Origin of the sequence: uncultured Sphingomonas sp., from assembly GCF_913777625.1 — a bacterium.
Classification (GTDB): domain Bacteria; phylum Pseudomonadota; class Alphaproteobacteria; order Sphingomonadales; family Sphingomonadaceae; genus Sphingomonas.
On record NZ_CAJYTI010000007.1, the window covers coordinates 1 to 20007 of the forward strand.

The 20007-nt window shown below is 66.7% G+C and carries 26 protein-coding genes and 1 tRNA gene; 14 read left to right on the top strand and 13 right to left on the bottom strand.

Annotation, left to right across the window (positions count from 1 at the left end; genetic code table 11):
• The 3 genes from QZ814_RS03435 to QZ814_RS03445 all read left to right on the top strand — a co-directional run.
• A partial coding sequence (locus QZ814_RS03435) for a hypothetical protein (RefSeq protein WP_294329697.1) occupies positions 1–1125 on the top strand: 1125 nt, incomplete at its 5' end.
• Positions 1122–2021 carry a tyrosine recombinase gene (locus tag QZ814_RS03440; protein WP_294329698.1) on the top strand — a complete coding sequence of 300 codons (900 nt, stop codon included), beginning with the start codon at positions 1122–1124 and terminating at the stop codon, positions 2019–2021. The genes QZ814_RS03435 and QZ814_RS03440, both read left to right, overlap by 4 nt.
• A gap of 11 nt (positions 2022–2032) precedes the next feature.
• Entirely contained in the window at positions 2033–2983 is a 951-nt protein-coding gene (locus QZ814_RS03445; RefSeq protein ID WP_294329699.1) for an acetyl-CoA carboxylase carboxyltransferase subunit alpha, read from the top strand.
• 67 nt (positions 2984–3050) lie between these two features.
• Here the strand turns inward: QZ814_RS03445 and QZ814_RS03450 are convergent, their stop codons facing one another.
• From QZ814_RS03450 to QZ814_RS03460, 3 genes are all read right to left on the bottom strand, one after another.
• Positions 3051–3218 carry a Flp family type IVb pilin gene (locus QZ814_RS03450; RefSeq protein ID WP_294329700.1) on the bottom strand — a complete coding sequence of 56 codons (168 nt, stop codon included), beginning with the start codon at positions 3216–3218 and terminating at the stop codon, positions 3051–3053.
• Between the two features lie 84 nt (positions 3219–3302).
• Positions 3303–3470 carry a Flp family type IVb pilin gene (locus tag QZ814_RS03455; RefSeq protein WP_294329701.1) on the bottom strand — a complete coding sequence of 56 codons (168 nt, stop codon included), beginning with the start codon at positions 3468–3470 and terminating at the stop codon, positions 3303–3305.
• 131 nt (positions 3471–3601) lie between these two features.
• On the bottom strand, positions 3602–3784 hold the full coding sequence (locus QZ814_RS03460; protein WP_294329702.1) for a Flp family type IVb pilin: 183 nt from the start codon (positions 3782–3784) through the stop codon (positions 3602–3604).
• A gap of 77 nt (positions 3785–3861) precedes the next feature.
• Here QZ814_RS03460 and QZ814_RS03465 point away from each other — a divergent pair, with 77 nt between their 5' ends.
• On the top strand, positions 3862–4254 hold the full coding sequence (locus tag QZ814_RS03465) for a (deoxy)nucleoside triphosphate pyrophosphohydrolase (RefSeq protein WP_294329779.1): 393 nt from the start codon (positions 3862–3864) through the stop codon (positions 4252–4254).
• Between the two features lie 211 nt (positions 4255–4465).
• Here QZ814_RS03465 and QZ814_RS03470 read toward each other — a convergent pair whose 3' ends face one another.
• Positions 4466–5293 (bottom strand): methyltransferase domain-containing protein, encoded by an 828-nt coding sequence (locus tag QZ814_RS03470; protein WP_294329703.1) that lies wholly within the window; start codon positions 5291–5293, stop codon positions 4466–4468.
• A 43-nt stretch (positions 5294–5336) separates the two neighbouring features.
• On the opposite strand from QZ814_RS03470, the gene QZ814_RS03475 reads away from it, so the two are divergent.
• The 7 genes from QZ814_RS03475 (at position 5337) to QZ814_RS03505 (ending at position 9019) form a co-directional block, all read left to right on the top strand.
• Positions 5337–6068 carry a ComF family protein gene (locus QZ814_RS03475; RefSeq protein WP_294329780.1) on the top strand — a complete coding sequence of 244 codons (732 nt, stop codon included), beginning with the start codon at positions 5337–5339 and terminating at the stop codon, positions 6066–6068.
• Positions 6069–6102: 34 nt separating this feature from the next.
• Positions 6103–6360: a glutaredoxin 3 gene (gene grxC / locus QZ814_RS03480; protein ID WP_264608338.1), complete on the top strand. Its 258-nt coding sequence runs from the start codon at positions 6103–6105 to the stop codon at positions 6358–6360.
• Positions 6357–7181, top strand: coding sequence for a carbon-nitrogen hydrolase family protein (locus QZ814_RS03485; RefSeq protein WP_294329704.1), 825 nt, complete (start codon positions 6357–6359; stop codon positions 7179–7181). Before grxC ends, QZ814_RS03485 begins: the two co-directional genes overlap by 4 nt.
• Positions 7178–7615 (top strand): DUF1178 family protein, encoded by a 438-nt coding sequence (locus tag QZ814_RS03490; RefSeq protein ID WP_294329705.1) that lies wholly within the window; start codon positions 7178–7180, stop codon positions 7613–7615. Before QZ814_RS03485 ends, QZ814_RS03490 begins: the two co-directional genes overlap by 4 nt.
• A gap of 34 nt (positions 7616–7649) precedes the next feature.
• Positions 7650–7726, top strand: a tRNA-Arg gene (locus QZ814_RS03495).
• Positions 7727–7835: 109 nt separating this feature from the next.
• On the top strand, positions 7836–8015 hold the full coding sequence (locus tag QZ814_RS03500; RefSeq protein WP_294329706.1) for a hypothetical protein: 180 nt from the start codon (positions 7836–7838) through the stop codon (positions 8013–8015).
• A 149-nt stretch (positions 8016–8164) separates the two neighbouring features.
• Positions 8165–9019: a flagellin gene (locus QZ814_RS03505; protein WP_294329707.1), complete on the top strand. Its 855-nt coding sequence runs from the start codon at positions 8165–8167 to the stop codon at positions 9017–9019.
• A 322-nt stretch (positions 9020–9341) separates the two neighbouring features.
• On the opposite strand, the gene QZ814_RS03510 is transcribed toward QZ814_RS03505, so the two are convergent.
• Positions 9342–9572 carry a hypothetical protein gene (locus QZ814_RS03510; RefSeq protein ID WP_294329708.1) on the bottom strand — a complete coding sequence of 77 codons (231 nt, stop codon included), beginning with the start codon at positions 9570–9572 and terminating at the stop codon, positions 9342–9344.
• Between the two features lie 597 nt (positions 9573–10169).
• Positions 10170–10844, bottom strand: a complete 675-nt coding sequence (locus QZ814_RS03515) for an OmpW family protein (RefSeq protein ID WP_294329709.1) — start codon at positions 10842–10844, stop codon at positions 10170–10172.
• Positions 10845–11027: 183 nt separating this feature from the next.
• Here QZ814_RS03515 and QZ814_RS03520 point away from each other — a divergent pair, with 183 nt between their 5' ends.
• Positions 11028–11756 (top strand): Crp/Fnr family transcriptional regulator, encoded by a 729-nt coding sequence (locus QZ814_RS03520; protein WP_294329710.1) that lies wholly within the window; start codon positions 11028–11030, stop codon positions 11754–11756.
• An 80-nt stretch (positions 11757–11836) separates the two neighbouring features.
• On the top strand, positions 11837–12637 hold the full coding sequence (locus QZ814_RS03525) for a universal stress protein (protein ID WP_294329711.1): 801 nt from the start codon (positions 11837–11839) through the stop codon (positions 12635–12637).
• A gap of 123 nt (positions 12638–12760) precedes the next feature.
• On the opposite strand, the gene QZ814_RS03530 is transcribed toward QZ814_RS03525, so the two are convergent.
• Positions 12761–13018 (bottom strand): SWIB/MDM2 domain-containing protein, encoded by a 258-nt coding sequence (locus QZ814_RS03530; RefSeq protein ID WP_010543335.1) that lies wholly within the window; start codon positions 13016–13018, stop codon positions 12761–12763.
• A 261-nt stretch (positions 13019–13279) separates the two neighbouring features.
• Positions 13280–13675, bottom strand: a complete 396-nt coding sequence (locus tag QZ814_RS03535; RefSeq protein WP_294329712.1) for a BLUF domain-containing protein — start codon at positions 13673–13675, stop codon at positions 13280–13282.
• Positions 13676–13956: 281 nt separating this feature from the next.
• Here QZ814_RS03535 and leuA point away from each other — a divergent pair, with 281 nt between their 5' ends.
• Positions 13957–15615, top strand: a complete 1659-nt coding sequence (leuA, locus tag QZ814_RS03540; RefSeq protein ID WP_294329713.1) for a 2-isopropylmalate synthase — start codon at positions 13957–13959, stop codon at positions 15613–15615.
• A gap of 89 nt (positions 15616–15704) precedes the next feature.
• Here the strand turns inward: leuA and QZ814_RS03545 are convergent, their stop codons facing one another.
• From QZ814_RS03545 to folE, 5 genes are all read right to left on the bottom strand, one after another.
• Positions 15705–16019 carry a hypothetical protein gene (locus tag QZ814_RS03545; RefSeq protein ID WP_294329714.1) on the bottom strand — a complete coding sequence of 105 codons (315 nt, stop codon included), beginning with the start codon at positions 16017–16019 and terminating at the stop codon, positions 15705–15707.
• A 159-nt stretch (positions 16020–16178) separates the two neighbouring features.
• Entirely contained in the window at positions 16179–17909 is a 1731-nt protein-coding gene (locus QZ814_RS03550) for a methyl-accepting chemotaxis protein (protein WP_294329715.1), read from the bottom strand.
• Between the two features lie 150 nt (positions 17910–18059).
• Positions 18060–18425, bottom strand: coding sequence for a dihydroneopterin aldolase (locus QZ814_RS03555; RefSeq protein ID WP_294329716.1), 366 nt, complete (start codon positions 18423–18425; stop codon positions 18060–18062).
• Complete coding sequence (locus QZ814_RS03560; RefSeq protein WP_294329717.1) at positions 18418–19191, bottom strand: SDR family oxidoreductase; 774 nt, start codon at positions 19189–19191, stop codon at positions 18418–18420. The genes QZ814_RS03555 and QZ814_RS03560 overlap by 8 nt, the downstream gene beginning before the upstream one ends.
• The gene (folE, locus tag QZ814_RS03565) at positions 19191–19814 is read right to left on the bottom strand and encodes a GTP cyclohydrolase I FolE (RefSeq protein ID WP_294329718.1); all 624 of its coding nucleotides are present in this window, start codon (positions 19812–19814) and stop codon (positions 19191–19193) included. The genes QZ814_RS03560 and folE overlap by 1 nt, the downstream gene beginning before the upstream one ends.
• Positions 19815–20007 lie beyond the last annotated feature (193 nt).

A 20007-nucleotide genomic window follows, 5' to 3' on the forward strand; every position in this document is an offset into this window, starting at 1 on the left:
GATCCGGCGGGGCTGTGCCCGCTGGCCGATCGCGGCAGTGCGGTGACGCGACTGGGCGGTTATCGACTGGCGCAAGGCTGGTGCGCGGCGCTGACGGGGGATGGCGCACGCGCCACCGCGACGGTTCGCCAGATGCGCCGTCAGCGGGTCGCCGACGACTTCGACCTGAAGCTCGCCGAAAAGCTGATGGGGGCAGGATCCGCACGCAAGGCGGTCAGCGTCGATTGGGGCGGGGCAGACCGCCTCACGGTCTGGCGGTTCGGCCTGGCCACGGCGACGGGCGTGACGGTACCGCCGGATTATCTTTCCTATGTCGGGCCGCAGGTGCGTGGCTGGCTGGCGACCTCGGCATCGGTGCCCGCGATCGAGCGGGCAGGCGTGGTCGATCAGGCGGCGACGCTGGGCGTTCTCTCCAACGCCGCGCTGGTCGATTTCTATTCCGGGCTGAGCGATGACGATCAGGCGAGCCGGGCCCAGTCGGCGATCGGCAACGATCTGCGCAACGCCTATGCCGCCGGGGACGAGGGACAGCGGCTGTCGGCGATGCTCTCGCTCTGGGGCGATGATAAGCCTACCCCCTATGGCCGACTGATCCTGACCGCCCGCGCCGCCGCGCGGTTGCCGGTGACGAGCGACGGGCGCGAGGCCGACCGGCTGGTCGCCTCGATGCTGTCGGCGGGGCTGGATCGCAGCGCAGCGCGCTGGCGCGATGTCGCGAAGCAGAATAGCGACGCCTGGGCGATGATCGAGTTGAGCGATCCCGACCGGCAAGGCCAGTTGGCGTACGACCGGGTCTCCAACTATAGCGCCGACGCCTTGAAGCAGCGTATGTTCTTTGCCGGACTGGCCGGGCTCGGGCGGCTGTCGCGCACCGATATCGAAAAGGGCGCCGAAGCGCTCGACGTGCGGGTCGGCCAGCGCAATGCCTGGACCGAGGCGCTCGATCAGGCGGTGGCGGACGAGCAGACGGGCATGGTCGTCCTGCTCTGCGCGGTCGGGATGCAGACCAGCGATTGGCGAGGCGTGCCCCCTCAGGCGCTCTATCGCATCGTCGAGGCGCTGCGCTCGGTCGGGCTGGACGCCGAGGCACGGATGATCGCGGCGGAGGCGATCGCCCGGACATGAAGATGCACGACGCCGCGCTGGTCGACCGCTTTCTGGAGATGATGGCGGCGGAGGCTGGCGCGGCGGGCAATACGCTGGCGGCCTATCGCTCCGACCTGCGCTTGGCCGCCGAGGCGATGGACGGGCTGGCTGATGCCGATGAGGGCGCGCTCCAGCGGCTGGCCGATGGCTGGGCGTCGCTGGCCAATGCCACCGTGGCACGCAAGGCGGCGGCGCTGCGGCGTTTCTATGCCTTTCTGCATGAAGAGGGGCTGCGCGGCGATGATCCCTCTTCAGTGCTGCCCCGTCCGGGCCAGCGGCGGGCGCTGCCCAAGATACTCAGCCATGCCGATATCGATCGGCTGTTCGCCGCCATCGCCGAGCGGACGGGCACCGCGCATCCCAGCGCGAACGATCTGCGGCTCGCGGCACTGGTCGAGCTGCTCTATGGCTCGGGCCTGCGCGCGAGCGAACTGGTCGCCCTGCCGCGCAATGCCGTCCATCCGGACCGCCCTTTCCTGATCCTGAAGGGCAAGGGCGGTGTCGAACGGATGGTGCCGATCTCGGACCAGGCGCGTGCGGCGGTGGCGGCGTGGCGGGTGCATGTCCCGGCCGACAAGCCCTGGCTCTTCCCCGGCGGCAAGAAGCATCTGACCCGCATCCGCCTCTATCAGTTGATCAAGGCGCTGGCGGCGGAGGCGGGCATTCCACCCGACCGGGTCAGCCCGCATGTCCTGCGCCATGCCTTTGCCACCCATCTGCTCGGCGGCGGGGCCGATCTGCGCGCGGTGCAGGCGATGCTGGGCCATGCCGACATCGCCACGACCGAAATCTACACCCATGTCGAGGCGAGCCGACTGGTCGAACTCGTCAATGCAAAACACCCGCTCGTTGATTTTCGGGACAAGCGCCCTTAGGCGATAGCGCCATGTCAACGACCTTCCTCGATTTCGAGAAACCGATCGCCGAGCTCCAGAGCCGGATCGACGAGCTGCGCGACACGACCGCCGAAGGGACGGTCGATATCGGCGCGGAGATCGCCAAGCTCCAGGCCAAGTCCGACAAGCTGCTGCGCGATACCTTCACCAAGCTGACCCCGTGGCAGAAGACGCAGGTCGCGCGCCATCCGCAGCGTCCGCACTTCAAGCATTATGTCGCCGGGCTGTTCGACGAGTTCGTGCCGCTGGCAGGCGACCGTGCATTCGGTGACGACCAGGCGATCATGGGCGGCTTCGCGCAGTTTCGCGGCCAGCGTGTCATGGTGCTGGGCCATGAAAAGGGCGAGGATACCGCCAGCCGCCTGCGGCACAATTTCGGCATGGGCAAGCCGGAGGGGTATCGCAAGGCGATTCGCCTGGTCGAGCTGGCCGACCGGTTCGGCCTGCCCATCGTGACGCTGGTCGATACGTCGGGCGCGTTCCCCGGTATCCAGGCCGAAGAGCGCGGCCAAGCGGAAGCCATTGCGCGCTCGACCGAGGCCTGCCTGGCGGCGGGCGTGCCGGTCGTCTCGGCCATCGTAGGCGAGGGCGGCTCGGGCGGCGCGGTGGCGCTGGCGGCGGGCAACCAGGTGCTGATGATGGAGCACGCCGTCTATTCGGTGATCTCGCCCGAGGGCTGCGCCTCGATCCTGTGGCGCACTGCCGACAAGGCTGCCGACGCGGCCGAAGCGATGAAGGTGACCGCACAGCATCTGAAGGAACTGAAGGTGATCGACGGCATCGTGCCGGAACCGCTGGGCGGGGCGCACCGTGCCCCCGGCCAGGCGATCCAGGCGCTGGGGGACGCGATCGAGAAGGCGCTCGCCGGTCTCTCCGGGCAGTCGCCGGAATCGCTGCGCCAGGCGCGGCGGGCGAAGTTCCTGGCGATGGGCCGGGTCTGATTCACGGAACGAAAAAAGGGGCCGTCACACCGGGTGACGGCCCCTTTTTTCTTCGTCCGGACGTCGCTCAGGACGCCTTCATATTGGAACTGACGTTCCCGAAGGTCGTGTTGAGCTGGTTGCCCAGACCCTGCATGGCGGCGATCGCGGCGACGGCAATCAGAGCCGCGATCAATCCATATTCGATCGCCGTGGCGCCCTTTCGGCTGGCGATCAGACTACGAAGCGTCGTCATCGGACGGGCTCCCAAGCAGTTGCCAGGGAGAGCGGTGATGCCCGGCAGCGCCACCGCCCCCGAAACCGGCGAGCGATTAAAGGCTTACGAGGCCTTCATGTTCGAGGTGACGTTACCGAACGTCTTGTTGAGCTGGTTGCCCAGACCCTGCATGGCGGCGATCGCGGCAACCGCGATCAGGGCTGCGATCAGGCCATATTCGATCGCCGTCGCGCCCTTGGAATTCTTCAGAAACTTGCGAATCTTCTGCATACCCGACTCCATCGTCCCAGAAACTTCAAACACCGGCCCCGGCGGCAGACCCGAAGAGGCAGGTCGACCCTAGGGAAGAGGGGTTAAGAACCGGCTAAATCGCGTGCTTAGCGAGAGGTTTACAGCGACATTCAGCCAGCATCCTGGACCTTTTGCGAGATGTTGCCCCACAGCTGGGCGGTGCCGTTGCCCAGGCTGGTGAGGCCGGCGATCATCGCGAGCACGATCAGCGCCACGATCAGTCCATATTCGACCGCGGTCGCACCGCGTTGGGTGCAAGCAAGCGCGCGCAGCAGGTGGATCAGGGCTCGCATCGGCAATCCATCTCGTTCAGAAAGCAGTCTGAAACATTGCAGGATTTGGTTGCAAAGTGCTTAGCGAGAGAAGGTCGCTGCTGCCGGTGGTCGCCGCAGCCATGATTCTGGACGGTCGCGTGCTGGTGCAGCAACGACCCGAGGGCAGTTCGCTGGCAGGCCTGTGGGAGTTTCCCGGCGGCAAGATCGAGCCCGGCGAGAGCCCGGAGGCAGCGCTCGCGCGGGAACTGGACGAGGAACTGGGCGTGGGGGTCGATCCCGCCACCCTGGCACCGCTCACCTTCGCGAGCGCGCCTCTGGCAGATCGGCACCTCGTGCTGCTGCTCTACCGGCTCGATACCTGGCAGGGCACGCCCGAACCGCGCCACGCCAGCGCGCTGGCCTGGGCGGACCTCGCCATGCTCCGCAGCCTGCCGATGCCGCCGGCGGACCTTCCCTTCCTGACCGTGCTGGAGCAGCTGCTCGTCTAGACCGCGGTCGCAGCGAAACGGGGATTGCCGCCCGCATCGGCCAAGTCGTGGCACCGCTCGAACCCTGCTTCCACCAGCGCCGCCCGATAGATGAGGGCGCCAAGCGATAGGAAGCGGCCGCCCGGGTGCGGTCCGTCCCGTCCGGCAGGAAGATCAGCCCGATGGCGATCGCTGCATCGAAGCGACGACCGAAGAACCGGCTGGATTGCCGCTATTGCTTCGGCTTCAACGCATCGAGCAGCGACGCAGTGGCGCTGCCCGGCCGCGCGGGCTTGGGCTGCGAGGGATCTGGGGCCCAGCCCGTCAGGTAGACGATCGAATAGCGCTCCGGCGTGCGGCCGTCCGGCTCGGCGCGCTCGGCAAAGGCCGCAGCGGTGCCGAGCAGCGTCTCGCGGCGCATCGGCGGCGTATTCGGCAGCAAATTGGTCGCCGCCATGCCGCGGAGGTCGCGGATGAGTCCGCCCAGGCCGCCATAGCGCACGGTCAGCGTCTCGACATCGGCGACCGGCAGGGCGAAGCCGGCGCGCGACAGCAGGTCGCCGCCCGCCCGCACGTCGATCTGCGGGTGGAAGCGGGCGACCGGCCTGTCGGCCTCGGCGGCAAGCAGGCAGGCGCGCAGGGTCGAGAGCGTGCCCGCGCCGAGGAAGGCGCCGAGAAACAGTCCGTCCGGCTTGAGCGCGCGGCGGGCAAGGGCGAGCGCGCCGGGCACGTCGTTCACCGTGTCGAGCACGCCCGCCGAGATCACCAGGTCGAAGCTGGCTTCGGGGAAGGGGTACAGGTCTTCGTCGGCTTGGACCGCGCCGGTCTTGGCAGCGAAGGCTTCGCCCGCCTCCAGCCGGGTGATCGTGGCACCCGGCCAATAGAAGCTGCCGTCGGCGCTGCCCAGGTCGAGCACGGTGCGGAACTCGCGCTTCACGCCTTCCAGCCGCTCGATCAGCCCGTCGAGCATATGATCGCGCAGAAAGCCCTCATAGCTGCGGGCGGCGCGGTCGCGGCGTTTGCGGCGGAGCGAACGATCGAAGATTTCGGAGTCGGACACAGGCGCGCTTGTGCAGCGGCGCGGCGCTTGGAACAAGAGCGTGGTGGATGTTCGCGCGCCCTTCCTCCGGCTGATCGACCTCGCGCTGCCGCCGCGCTGCCCGGGCTGCGGCGCGATCGTCGAGGCCGATCATCGCTTCTGTGCCGACTGCTGGGACCACCTGCATTTTCTCGGCCCCCCCTGGTGTGCTTGCTGCCACCTGCCGTTCGCGTTCGACCGAGGGCAAGGCGCGCGCTGCGGCGACTGTCTCGCCAACCCGCCGCCGCATGACGGGGTGCGTGCCGCGGTGGCCTATGGCGACATCGCGCGGCGGCTGGCGCTCAAGCTGAAATATGGCGGCAGGCTTGCCGCGGCGGAGACGATGGCCCGGGCGATGGTGCGGCTGATGCCGGAGGGCGCCGACCTGCTCGTGCCGGTGCCGCTGCACCGCTGGCGGCTCTGGTCGCGGGGGTTCAACCAGGCACTGCTGATCGCGCAGGGAGTCTCGCGACGCACCGGCCTGCCGGTCGACCGCGACGTGCTTCGTCGGGTGAAGGCGACGCCGAAGCTGCAGGGGCTGGGCAGGCGCTCGCGCGCCAAGGCAGTGGCGGGGGCCTTCGCGCTCGCGCCGGAAGCGCGCGAAAGGCTGAAGGGGCGCACCGTGCTGTTGGTCGACGATGTCCATACCAGCGGCGCGACCGGCGATGCCTGTGCCCGGCTGCTCAAGCGCGGCGGGGCGGCGAAGGTGATCCTGCTATGCTGGGCGCGCGTTCTCCCCGACGAGACCCTGGATTGACAAGCGGGACCCCCGCGCACACCTCTGGAGGACTATGGCAAAGGTCGAAATCTACACCAAGGCGTTCTGCCCCTATTGCACGCGCGCCAAGAACCTCCTCTCCGCCAAGGGCGCGGACTATGAGGAATATGACATCACCATGGGCGGGCCGAAGCGCGCCGAGATGCTGGAGCGCGCACCCGGCCGCACCACCGTGCCGCAGGTCTTCATCGACGGAAAGCATATCGGCGGATCCGACGATCTCGCCGCGCTCGATCGCCAGGGCGGCCTGGACCCGCTCCTCGCCGCATGACCCGCGCCGCGCTGCTCCAGATGACGAGCGGGATCGATCCCGCCGCCAATGCCGCGACGTTGGTCGAGGCGGTGGCACAGGCCAAGGCGGGCGGGGCGGCGATGCTGTTCACGCCGGAAATGTCCGGCTTGCTCGACGGCAATCGCGAGCGCGCCCAGCCGCACTATCGGCCCGAGGCCGAGGATCCGGTGCTGGCGGCGGTGCGCGATGCAGCCGCCAGGCACGGCATCTGGGTCCATCTGGGCAGCATTGCGGTGCTGCGCGAGGACGGCAAGCTCGCCAATCGCGCGTTCGTGATCGACGACAGCGGCGCGATCCGCGCGCGCTACGACAAGATGCACCTCTTCGACGTCGATCTGCCGACCGGCGAGAGCTGGCGTGAATCGAACAGCTACACGGCGGGCCCGGCGCCGATGGTGGTCGACACGCCGCTGGGGAAGCTGGGGCTCGCCATCTGCTACGACCTGCGCTTCCCGGATCTGTTCCGCACGCTCAGCGATGCCGGGGCGACGATCCTCGCGGTGCCGGCGGCATTCACGCGGCCGACAGGCGCCGCGCACTGGCATGTGTTGTTGCGCGCCCGCGCGATCGAGGCGGCGGCGTTCGTGATCGCGGCAGCGCAGACCGGCGTCCATGCGGACGGCCGCGCCACCTATGGCCACAGCCTGGCGATCGGCCCCTGGGGCGACGTACTGCTCGACATGGGCGAGGCGGCCGGTCTCGGGTTCGCGGAGATCGACTCCGCCCGGATCGCGGAGGTGCGGAGCCGCGTGCCCGTGCTGCGTCACCGCCGCGCGATTCCGGAGGCTACGCAGGCGTGATCGTCTTCGACCTCAAGTGTAGCGGCGATCATGTGTTCGAGGTGTGGTTCAAGTCGAGCAGCGCCTATGAGGAGCAGCGGGCGCAGGGGCTGATCGCCTGTCCCTATTGCGGCGACGTCACGGTTACCAAGGCGGTCATGGCGCCGGCGGTGGGGGCGAAGGGCAACCAGGTGGCGGAGAAGGCACCGGTCACGCCCGAGGCGTTCAAGGCGGCACTTGCCGCGATCGCGCAACTTCAGGTGAAGCAGCTCGAAACCTCGACATGGGTCGGGAGCGCCTTCTCCGAGAAAGCACGCGCCATGCATGCGGGCGACGCGCCCGAGGCGCCGATCCATGGCCGGGCTACGCTCGAGGAAGCCAAGGCGCTGGTGGAAGAAGGGGTGCCGATCGCGCCGCTGCTGGTCCCGGTCGTGCCGCCCGAGGCGCGCAATTGATTTGCCCCGCATTGGCCGGTACGAGCAGCTTCGTGGCCCGGTAGCTCAGCAGGATAGAGCAAGCGATTCCTAATCGAGAGGTCGGAGGTTCGAATCCTCTCCGGGTCACCACCCAAAGCCGCTTGCAGATCACGCGCCGCCCGGGGCGCGTCTCCTGCTCCCGGCTGCCCCCTGCAATCGGTTCGTGAGCGGACCGGACGAGTCGCAGGATCTTCGCCCGATGGGGCTTGTCGAACATCTTCGCTTTCCTGATCTCGAACTGCCCGGAAACGGCACGGGCATCGACGTGCGCGAAGGCGAGGTCGGTCACGCTGCCAAAATGGCAGCTGGTGGGACGGGTGCCCAAGACACGATCGAGGTGATGTCCGCCGGGACCGTAGATAGTCGGCACTATGGTTAACGTCCGTTAGCGTTGTAGCCCATGATGTTGATGGTATTATTTTAATGATTTGATTGGAGAAGGGGCTGGCCAGGTGCAGCAGCACTTGGTCGTGCGTCGGCGATCCGACGTAGCTCGCAGAAGCGGCTAACTTCCAGAAGGAAATATTAATGGCTTTCTCCGTGAACACCAATGTCGGCGCGATGGCGGCTCTGCAGAGCCTGAGCTCGACGCAGAAGGACCTGTCGACCACCCAGAACCGGATCAACACCGGTCTCGCGGTTTCCTCGACCAAGGATGACTCGGCGACCTACACGATCGCCCAGGGCCTGCGCAGCGATCTGGGCGGCCTCAAGTCGGTTTCGTCGTCGCTCAGCCGCGCCAAGAGCGTGACCGACGTCGCCGTTGCCGGTGCCGAGCAGATCTCGGATATCGTCAACCAGATGAAGGCCAAGGCCTATCAGGCGGCGGACGCCGGCCAGACCGCCGACAGCCGCACCCAGCTGAACAACGACTTCACCGCGCTGCGTGACCAGATCACCACGATCGTGAACTCGGCCAACTTCAACGGTACCAACCTGCTGAAGACCGGCGGCGGCACCGTGACGGCCCTGCAGTCGCTGCAGGACTCGAACACCGCGACCACGGCCTGGAACCCGGACTCGCTCTCGGTGGCGAACCAGGGCCTCGACCTGGGCGGCTCGAACATCACGATCTCGTCGACCGCGACGATCAGCACCCAGGCGACCGCGCAGTCGATGATCGACACGATCACCACCACCCAGTCGAACCTGACCTCGGTGCTCGGCAAGCTCGGCGCGGCGTCGCGCAAGATCGACGCCCAGCAGGCGTTCACCAGCAAGCTTTCCGACACGATCGAGAGCGGCATCGGCAATCTCGTCGACGCCGACCTGGCGAAGGAATCGGCGAAGCTGCAGGCGCTGCAGGTCAAGCAGCAGCTCGGTGTGCAGGCGCTGTCGATCGCCAACCAGGCGCCGCAGACGATCACGTCGCTGTTCCGCTAATAGCCCAAGGCCCAACCCTGGGGCCAACGGCATGAAGGGGTCGGGATGGTTTGCCATCCCGACCTTTTCTGCATCGGGGCGGCGTCCGGCCCTGCATGCTACCGGCAGGCCAATTCCCAGCCAACCATCGTGGCACCGCGTGATCGGGCTCCGACCTCCTCGGCACAGATCAGGAAGAGCATTCCGATCGGGTATGCATCCTGCGCAACGCGCCGGCCTCGACTGCAAGCTTCATTTCGATTTCGCCAATGCGAAAGCGCGGCCGAAGCGCTTGGCACGGCGTTGCGTGCGCTACGCGTTGCTGTCTCGAGCGCCTTTGGCTTCAGCCTTGCCGGACGAGCCGAGGCGCGAACCGCTCCGTCGCGATTCCTGCCGCTGGGGCGATCTCCTCCTCGGGATGGGGAATGCGCGGTCCGATCCGCTCGAGGTCGCTGTCGTCATAGGTCGAGTCGGGCAGGCCGGCAAATTCCCACCATTCCCCCGCCCAGGATGCGATATCCCATTCCCCGAGGAACACGACCCAATAGTAACCCGGTTGGCGCATATGGGTCATTTTGAAATCATATTCGAATGTGTTCGCGCTTGCAAAACCATAATTCGGGCGGAAAGAGGCTCGATGTTGCATTGCGATACACTTCTCGCGCTAGAGGTGCGGGGCGACGACCGCCGAGCGAAACGCTTTGTTAACGTACGTTTCAGAAAGGCTTTGGTTCCGCCGGTGTCGCTTCAAATCGCTGGAACGGTCTCGGCACGGCGTTCGAGCAGGCGGAAAACGTTCGTCGCCTTGTACGCCGCGCAATAACGGACTCGGTGATCGGGAGATCGAGGTGCAGGCGACCGCGTGCAGTTCACCCCTTAAACATTCCGGTTGCTGTGATGCCGCCACCCGGCGGCTGCGCCGCCCTCCCGAGATGCGATCGATAGGGGCTGATGGCACGCAAGGCGGGGCGGGGCAGCCATGCGCGTCGAGGTTTTTCGCCCTCTCGGCGCATGATGCCTGCTGAAGCCAAGCCGTCTTTACCAAGCGCAACGTCGCGGCGCGCGCTGCACCAGGCCCCAAAGAGGAAGGGGAGCCGCACCCCTAGAGTGCGGCTCCCCAGTCATGCCCTCCGCAACGGGAATGGGCGGTGCGATGCGGAGGGCGAGGCGATCAGAAGCGGGTGCCGACGCCGAAGCCGAACACCAGCGGATTGAGCTCGACATGGGTCTGATTAATCGTGCCGCCGGTGTTCAGCCGCGCGGTGGTGCCCATGTCGATGTACTTGACGTCGAGGTTCAGAAAGAACTTCTTGTTGAGGTCGATGTCGACGCCGGCCTGCAGCGCATAGCCCACGCTGTCCTTCAGCGAGAGGCTGGTCTGGCCAAGCGCCTTGTTCAGCGAGTCACTGGTCTTCGCCGAATAGAAGGTGGTGTAGTTGATGCCGGCGCCGACATAGGGGCGTACCGCCGTCTTGGGCAGGAAGTGATATTGCAGCGTCAGCGTCGGCGGCAGCACCCAGGTATGGCCCACCTTGCCGAGGCCGGAAATCGCCTCGCGGCCCTGGAGGTCATGCCGCGTGCTCGAGAGGATCAGCTCGGCGCCGATATTGTCCGTCGCCATGTAGGTGAAGTCCACTTCCGGCATCACCGAATTGGTCACGCCCACGCGGGCGGTGGGGATGCCGGGGGTGAGGCCGTCCGATTTCTCGTTGGGAGCGACGACGATGCCGCGCAGGCGCACCAGCCAGTCGCCGGCCGCGATGCCCGCCTGGTCCTGAGCCTGGGCGCTCGCGGTGGAGGCGAGCAGGCTGGCAGCAGCCAGACCGACAAAAAGCGACGTACGCATGATGTAATTCTCCTCGTGTTCGACGAGGCACCGACTAGCGCCAAGGCGAGCGCACGGTTTTGATCCCGCGCAACGTCGAGCGTAGGTAATGTTCCCAAGGAGATCGGTCGGGCCGCTGCGTAGCTCTACGTAACGACATGCCGCCGCCGCCGCCGCATGCAACGCGCGGAGGCGGATATGTACATGGACCGGAACCAACCAGAACTGGGCGCGGCGGAATGGGCGCTGCCGGCACGCTGTGCCGCGTGCGGGGTGCGGATGGCGTCGCTGTGCGGCGGCATCTCGGCCGCGGCGCTGGAAGCCCTCAACCGCATCGGGCGCAAGCGCGTGCTGCGTCGGGGCGAGGCGCTGATCTGGCAGGGCGACGTGGCCGAGCAGGTGGGGATTCTCCATCACGGGCTGGTCAAGCTTTCCGCCTCGCTGGAGGACGGCCGGGAGCAGATGCTGGGCCTGGCGTTCCCCGCCGATTTCGTCGGCGCGATCGGCGAGCGGCCGTCGAGCCACTGCGTCACCGCGCTGACCGAGAGCGAGCTGTGCGTCTTCCCGCGCAGCGCGCTGCCTGCGCTGGTCGAGGCGCATCCCGAGATCGGCCAGGCGCTGCTGACCCGCGCCTATGACGAGCTGGACCAGCTGCGGCGCTGGATGCTGCTGCTCGGCCGCAAGTCGGCGGGGGAGCGCGTCGCCAGCCTGCTCCTCCAATTCGCCGCGCGGGGCACGTGCGGCACCGGCGCGCCGGTTTCGCTCCCGCTCACCCGCCAGCAGATGGCCGAATTGCTGGGGCTCACCATCGAGACGGTCAGCCGCAAGTTGACGGCGATGAAGCGCGACGGCGTGATCGCGCTGCCGGATCTGCGCAGCTTCGTGATCCTCGACCGTGCCGCGCTGGCGGTGATTGCCGCCGAGACTCCGTAACTAACCGCATGTCGCCGTTCCCCGGCGCTGCCTACCGTGCCTGCATCCTGGAAATTCCGGGAAGGAAAACGGAGGCGACCATGAAGAATGTTCTCGTTCTGATGCATGATGACGCCGGGCAGGAAGCGCGGTTCCAGGCGGCGCTGGATTTGACGCGTGGGCTGGAAGGGCATCTTCGCTGCGTCGATATTGCGATGATACCCGCCTATGTCGGCGATTATGTCGAGTTCGGCGGTGGCGCAGCGCTGATGGCGGACGAGCAGGTGCGCGAGGCGGCCAATCGCGTGCGGATGGAAGCGCGGCTCAAGACGGAAGACGTCCCCTATACCTGGGTCGACGCGACCGGCTTCGCCCGCGAATGCCTGCGCGACGCGACGGCGCTGGCGGATCTGGTGGTGCTCAACCGCGAACTCGACAAGGTCGACTATCCGGACATGCGCGACCTGATCTGCGACACGATCCTGAAGACAGGCAAGCCGATCGTAGCGGTCCCGGAGCACGTGCTGGCGTTCGACCTCTATGGTCATGCGGTGGTCGCCTGGGACGGGTCGCGAACGGCGGAGGCGGCGCTGCAGGCGACCGTGCCGCTGCTCAAGCATGCCGGGACGGTCTCGATCGTCGTGGTCGACGAAGGGACGCTGCGACTGCCCGCGGCGGAGGCGGCGGAATATCTCTCCCGCCACGGCATCCGGCCGGAGGTGCGGGTGGTGCCTAAGACGGACACGGTGGGCGGGGCGCTCCTGAACACGGTGAAGGCGCTGGACGCGGCCTATCTGGTGATGGGCGGCTTTGGCCATAGCCGTTTCCTGGAGGCTGCCTTTGGCGGCGTGACGCGGCGCATGCTGGCGGAATGCCCGGTGCCGCTGGTGCTGGCGCACTGAGCCGACGCGAATCGTCCCGCTCGCCCGGGCGGGTACGGATCGGCGCAAAAGAAAAGGGGCAGGCATCGCGAGATACCTGCCCCTTTTGTTGTGCATGCCGCCCGACAGGGCGGCGCGCCCCGCTTACTTGACGTGCTTGGCGAGGTGCTTGTTCATCTCGAACATGGTAGCCTTGTCGCCGCCGAAGATCGGCTTCAGCGTATCGTCGGCCAGGATTTCCCGCTTGTTGGCGGGATTCTGCAGGTTGTTCTTCTTGATGTATTCCCAAACCTTGCTGACGATCTCGCTGCGCGGCAGATCGGCGGTGCCCACAATCTTCGCGAGCTCGGGCGAAGGGGTAACCGGCTTGGCAATGCCGCCGCGTGCTTTGGTCTCGGCCATCGTGTCTAACTCCTGTTCGTGCCCCTTCATGGGGCTATTCCTTCGTCAGCGCCTCGGGATTGAGAGGCTTCCTCCCCCTTGTCGCAACCAACGATGTACTGCGGTTCGTGCGGTGATGCACGCCCCTGTACGCCTTTGATCGCGGGAAAGGGCGTCTGTCCAGCACAGACAGCATCGCCATGCGCCAAACCGTCATTTTGCGGCGTTGCGGTGGTGCATGCACGCAACAGTTTTGATGTCGATTGATCGAATATTGCGCGGTCAGGCGAGCGCGCGCGCCTGCACCAGCCCCTCGAAGGTGCCGCGCACCTCCGGCGACGCCTCCGCGGTCAGTCGCTGAACGTCGGAAAGGAAGCCGGCGGCATCCGCGCCGGGGGCGCGATGGGCCATTTCCCAATGCCCGAAGGCGCGGCGATCCACCACCCGGCGCGACAGCATCACGATCGCGCGGTGACGCGGATCCTGCCGGATCCGGGCAAACGCGGCCTCGACGGCGTCCTCCGGCCCCTCCAGCGCCTGGAGGAAGCGACCCGCATCGGCATAGAGCAGCCCGGTAATCCGATCGCGCGCGTTATTGCGGCGGGATACCGTGAGGATATCCTGGGTGGGGCAGGGGGCGGCCGGGTTGGCGGAACTGATATAGACGAGCTGCAGCATGGGATTCCTCTCCTGAGCATGCTTTTCGGCACCGTCTGGTTAACAATGGTTCAACGCCACGGAAGCTCCGTTGTTTTACAGGGACTTCGTGCCCGCTGGACAAGATCGTATAATTCCGGCACTAGAAGGCGGTGATCGACGCCCTGCGCCTTACCCTGCGACTTATCCGCCCTTAGGGGCCGATCTCGCCTGCGCGCGTCTCCCCTAAGGGCAAACTGGACCTTTCCTACCGCATCACGGCTGCGCTAGGCGCGGCCAGACCTTGAAGAGAGACACGTCCCATGTTGCGCGACCCCAGCGTCAAATATCGTCCGTTCCCCCAGGTGGATCTGCCCGATCGGCAGTGGCCCGGCCGCACCATCACCAAGGCGCCGCGCTGGCTTTCCACCGACATGCGCGACGGCAACCAGGCGCTGATCGACCCGATGGACGGCGAGAAGAAGACGCGCTTCTTCGAGCTCCTGCTGAAGGTGGGGGTGAAGGAGATCGAGGTCGGCTTCCCGAGCGCCGGCGCTACCGAATTCGACTTCATCTCGGGGCTTGTCCGCGAGGAGAAGATACCCGACGACGTCCTTGTCCAGGTGCTCACCCAGTCGCGCCGCGACCTGATCGAGACCAGCTTCCAGTCGCTCAAGGGCGCCAAGCAGGCGATCGTGCACCTCTACAACGCGGTATCGCCCGCCTGGCGCCGCATCGTGTTCAACATGAGCCGGGACGAAATCCGTCAGATCGCGATCGACGGCGCCAAGGTGCTGCGCGACGAGGCCGCCAAGCAGCCCGATACCGACTGGCATTTCGAATATAGCCCGGAGACCTTCTCCACCGCGGAGCTCGATTTCTCGGTCGAGGTCTGTGAGGCGGTGATGGACATCCTGCGCCCGACGCCGGAGCGCCCGCTGATCCTCAACCTGCCGGCGACGGTCGAGGCGGCGACTCCCAATGTCTATGCCGACCAGATCGAATGGTTCTGCCGCAATATCCGCAACCGCGAGAGCGTCGTCATCAGCCTCCACACGCACAACGACCGCGGCACCGGCGTGGCGGCGTCCGAGCTGGGCCTGCTGGCGGGTGCGGACCGCGTCGAGGGCTGCCTGTTCGGCAATGGCGAGCGGACCGGCAATGTCGATCTCGTGACGCTGGCGCTCAACATGTACACGCAAGGCCTGAACCCGGGCCTCGACTTCTCGGACATCGACGAGGTGATCCAGACGGTCGAATATTGCAACCAGCTGCCCGTTCACCCGCGGCACCCCTATGCGGGGGATCTGGTGTTCACGGCCTTCTCGGGCAGTCACCAGGACGCGATCAAAAAGGGCTTCGCCGCGCAGGCGGCGCGCAACGATCAGGTCTGGGACGTGCCATACCTGCCGATCGATCCCAAGGATCTCGGCCGCGACTATGAAGCGGTGATCCGAGTCAACTCGCAGTCGGGCAAGGGCGGCGTCGCCTGGGTGATCGAACAGGACAAGGGGCTGAAGCTGCCCAAGCGGATGCAGGCCGAATTCTCGAAGCACGTCCAGGCGCTCGCCGACGAGACCAGCCGCGAGCTCAACGCCGCCGATATCTGGGGCCTGTTCGAGCGCGTGTATCTGCCCGGTGACAAGGACCGGATCGCGCTGGTCGACTATGAGGAGAGCGGCAGCGCGGGCAGCCGCGTGTTCGTCGGCCGGATCTCGATCGATGGCGCAGCGCAGTCGATCTCGGGGCGCGGCAACGGCCTGATCTCGGGCGTGGTCGACGCGCTGGCCAGCTCGACCGGCCCGCGCTTCGACGTGGTCGATTACAGCGAGCATGCGATCGGCGGCGGCGCGGACGCGCAGGCGGCAGCCTATGTCGAGTGCCGCACCGAGGATGGGCGGACGGTGTTCGGCGTCGGCATCGACGCCGATATCGCGACGGCCTCGGTTCGCGCCGTGCTGAGCGCCGCCAACCGCGCCTGACATGTGCCATCCCCGGTCCGGTACCACGACGTGCCGCCGGACCGGGGTACGACTCCGCCATGCAGATTTCTGCGGCCGCAGGGGCCGCCTCAGTGCGTGGAGTCGCTGCGCTGTGCGGCGCGGCGATCGGCCAGGGCCGTGATGCGCATGTCGTGCTGCGCTTCGAAGCACGCGGTCATCCGCTGGGTGATGTCGGCCGCGCTTCGTTCCCGAACGGCCTTGTCGGTCGTGCGGGCATAGGCGTCCTTCAACGCCGCTTCGAACATCGGCACGCATGTGGTCATGGCGTCGCGGCCGATCTGATCGATGTCGCGGTCTCCGGTCGAGCGTTTGGTGACGCACCCCGCGGCATGGTCTCCCAACCTGATCGCACCGCGCCAGTCGCGCAATTTGCGGCCGATCACGCGAATCTCATCCTGCGGGGGCGCAGACGTACCGGCCGGAGGTGCGGTGACATCCTGCAGCTGCGCGAGCAGGGGTAGAATGATGAGCATGGCGATCCCTCCCGGATCGTCCCATGCTGCGGATGCACGCCCTGCAGGTCAAACCGTTCGGACGGCCGGTCAGTGCATCGTGGCGAATTCGCGCTCGGGCGCGGGCGCGACGCCGCGACCGCGCCCGCCGGTCCGCTGGAAACGGAAGGCGCCGGCGCGCTGGGCAAGCGCGTTCACCTCGCCGGAGAGATTACGGATCGCTGCCGATGTTTCCTCCACCATCGCCGCGTTCTGCTGCGTGACGAGATCCATCGACTTCATCGCGGTCGCGACCTGGGTGACCGCTGCCGACTGGGCATGGTTGTCATGGTCGATCGCGGCGATCAGGTCGTGTACGGCCTCGACATCGCCCGAGATGGTGTCGAGCGCGGTATCGGTGTCGTGCACCGCATCGGCGGCCTGGATGATGTCGACCTGCGTTTCGCTCAGCATGTCGCGGGCCTGCTTGGCCTGATCCTCGGCGCGCAGGGCGAGGGCGGCGACGAGGTCGGCGACGACCATGAAGCCGCGGCCTGCCTCGCCGGCACGGCCGGCCTCGACCGCGGCGTTCATCGCAAGCACGCGCGTCTGGAAGGCGATCTTGTCCAGGCCCTCGATCACACCGTCGATATTCTTGGCGCTACCGCTGGCGCGATCCATCGCCTGCACGGCGCGGGCGGTAGTGCCGCGGCCTTCGCGCAGCGCCGTGGTGGCTTCGCCGGCGCGCTTCACCGTATTGTCGGCCGCGATCATCGTCGCGCGCAGGCGCTCCTCGATCTTGGTCAATGCCTCGGTCGCCTGCGCAAGATTCGCCGCGCTCTTTTCCGTGCGCTGCGCCAGATCCTCGGAGCCGTGCGCGATCTCGCTCGAGGTCGAGCGGATATTCTCCGCGCTTTCGCTGACCAGCTGGATGCGGGCGCGCAGCGAGGCGATCGCCTCGTTGATGCTCTCGCGCAGCACCTCATATTCGACGGGGAAGCGTTGATCGATCGTGCGGGTCAGGTCGCCTTCGCGCAGCGCGAGCAGGCCGTTGCCGAGCACCTCGGTAACTTCACGCTGCTCGGCGAGCTTGCGCGCGTCGGCCTCGGTCTGCGCGGCGGCGGCGGCGCGGTAATGCTCGAGACCGCAGGCGATACGGCCCATTTCGTCGGTCCGGTCCTGGTACGGGATCGCCGCCACCTCGCCGCGGGCGAGGCGATCGGTGAGGGCGGAGAGCGTGCCGATCGGCTCCAGCACGCGCCGATACATGGTCACGTAGAAATGGACCGCCTGGCCGGCGACGATCAGCGCCAGCACCGCCACGATGGTGATCGCCAGATAGAATTCGAAATCGCCCTTGGCCTTGATCCGCACCTGAGCGTCGTTCGCCATCGCCACCAGCTTGTCGATGGCGGCGCGGTGGGTGGTGTAGAGGGCGCTCAGCTTGGCATAGCTGCTCTCGATGGCGGCGCGATCGCCCTTTTGCGCGGCGGGCAACAGTCCCGTTTCGACTTCGGCCCAGAACTTCTGTGCGGCGGGATGCGCCTGCTGCAGCAGCTGGCCGCGCAGATCCTCGCCGACAGGGGCGGTCTGCCAGAAGCGGTTGCGCTCGTCATACTGCTTGTGCAGGTCCGCCAGACGTTCGGCATGCTGGCCGACGGTCTCCGGGTTGCGGGCAATCAGCGTCGCTTCGAGATAGGGCTCGATGATATATTCGGGCGGGGGAAGGATGTCCGCGATCAGATCGGCGTTGAGTTGCTGCCGCACCGGCATTTCGCCACCCATGCGGATACGGTCGAGGCGCCACGCCGCCAGCAGCCCGCCCGCGAGCAGGATCGCCATCATGGCCAAGGCGCTGTTGCGAACGAAGCTTGCAATCGACATTCACGATCCTCTGGTGACAGGCACACCGATCCCCACTGGACGTCCGCCAAGGAAGGTCCTTCGCTAGATTATAGGGGAGAGGATTGGGGCGAGCGCCCCGATTCAGGATTATTCCTGCATATTCGTAAGAGTACGTATAATTTCGCAGCCGACGCGCGCGTCCGGGTAAACATCCTGTTTCATCGAGCGGACGCGCACCTGCACGACGCGCGGGTCCCGCAGCGCCAGCGCAGCAACGTCCTCGCACAGCACTTCCTGCAATTCGAAATGCCGAGACTGCACAAGGGCGTGGATGCCGGTCCGCAGGAAGTCGTAATCGACGACGGCGTCGATACGGTCTTCGGGGACGGCCGCATAGCGACACGTCATCGACACGTCGATGCGCACGCGCTGGGGATTCGCGCGCTCCTCCGGGTGGATCCCGAGCCCCATCGAAACTTCGAGCGCGTCGAGGTGGATCATATAGTCAGGCATCGGGGCGGTACTCTCGTCCTTCGAACATCACGTCGCTGTCGCGCGCGAGAAAATGCTGGCCACAATCGACGAAGATGTTCTGCCCGGTCACGCTTCGGCTTTCGAGCAGATAGGCGATGGTCGCCGCGATGTCCGCCGGGTCGACCGTGCGGCGCAGCAGGTTCTGGGTGCCGGTTCGGGCGAACTCCTCCTCGGTCTGGTCGAGGCTGGGGAGGGTGAGGCCGGGCGACACCGCGTTCACCCGCACCCGCGGCGCCAGCTTCTGCGCGAGCATGTGCGTCGCGCCCTGCAGGGCCAGCTTCGAGCAGGTGTAGCTGAAGAAGTCCGGGTTGAGATTGCCCACCTTCTGGTCGAGCAGGTTGACCACGGCCCCCTCTGCCAGGTCCGGCTGGTCTGCGAGGGCCATCGCCAACCCGACGGGGGCGGCCAGGTTCACGTGCATGTGCCGATCGAGCAGGGCATAGTCCGCGATCGGCGGCTGGTCATAGGCGAACAGGGAGGCGTTGTTGACCACGGCATCCAGTGGCCCGCCCAGCGCGTCGCGGCAGGCCGCCACCAGTGCAACCGGTGCGGCGGGATCCGCGAGTTCGGCGCAGACCATCGCCGCGGTCGCGCCGGTCCCGCGCAGATCGGCGACGAACGCTTCCGCTTCGGCCGGCGAGTGATGGTGGTGGACGGCGACGGCCCAGCCGCGTGCGGCGAGGCCGCGGGAGATCGCCGCGCCGATACGGCGCGCGCCGCCGGTTACCAGCACCCGCCCCGGCATCAATAGCCCATCAGCTTGAGCACTTCGGCCCGGCTGCGCTCGTCCTCGCGGAACACGCCCATCATCCGGCTGGTGACCATGCCCACGCCGGGCGTGCGTACGCCGCGTCCGGTCATGCAGCCATGCTGCGCCTCGATCACCACGGCGACCCCTTGCGGGTGCAGGTTGTTCCAGATGCAGTCGGCCACCTGCGAGGTGAGCCGTTCCTGCACCTGCAGTCGGCGAGCGAAGGCGTGGAGCACACGCGCGAGTTTGGAAATGCCGACAACATGGTTCCTGGGCAGATAGGCGATCGAAGCCTTGCCGGTAATCGGTGCCATGTGGTGCTCGCAATGTGACTGGAAGGGAATGTCCTTCAACAGCACGATCTCGTCATAGCCGCCCACTTCCTCGAACACGCGCGAGAGGTGGTGCGCGGGATCCTCGGCATAGCCGGCGCAATATTCCTTCCAGGCGCGGGCAACGCGTTGGGGCGTGTCGAGCAGGCCCTCGCGCGCGGGATCGTCGCCGGTCCAGCGGAGCAGCGTGCGGATCGCCTCGGCCACGTCCTCGGGCACCGGGATCTTGGGCGCAGGGGCGACGAGATCGCCGTCGTCGGGATCATTGGCGTGATCGTGCATCATTCGTCCTTTCGATCGCCGGTTCGCTTTCCCTTACGGCAAGCGTGCTTCGTCCGAAGACCTTGAGACCGGTTCGCCGAAAGCCGCGGAAGACCTTGATTTCCCGCCGCTTTGGCAACGTTTGCTCGTTGACCTCCGGAAAAGCCCGGCGTTAGCTTGAACCTGCAAAAACAGCAAAGTCGCGACCGGCGCAAGA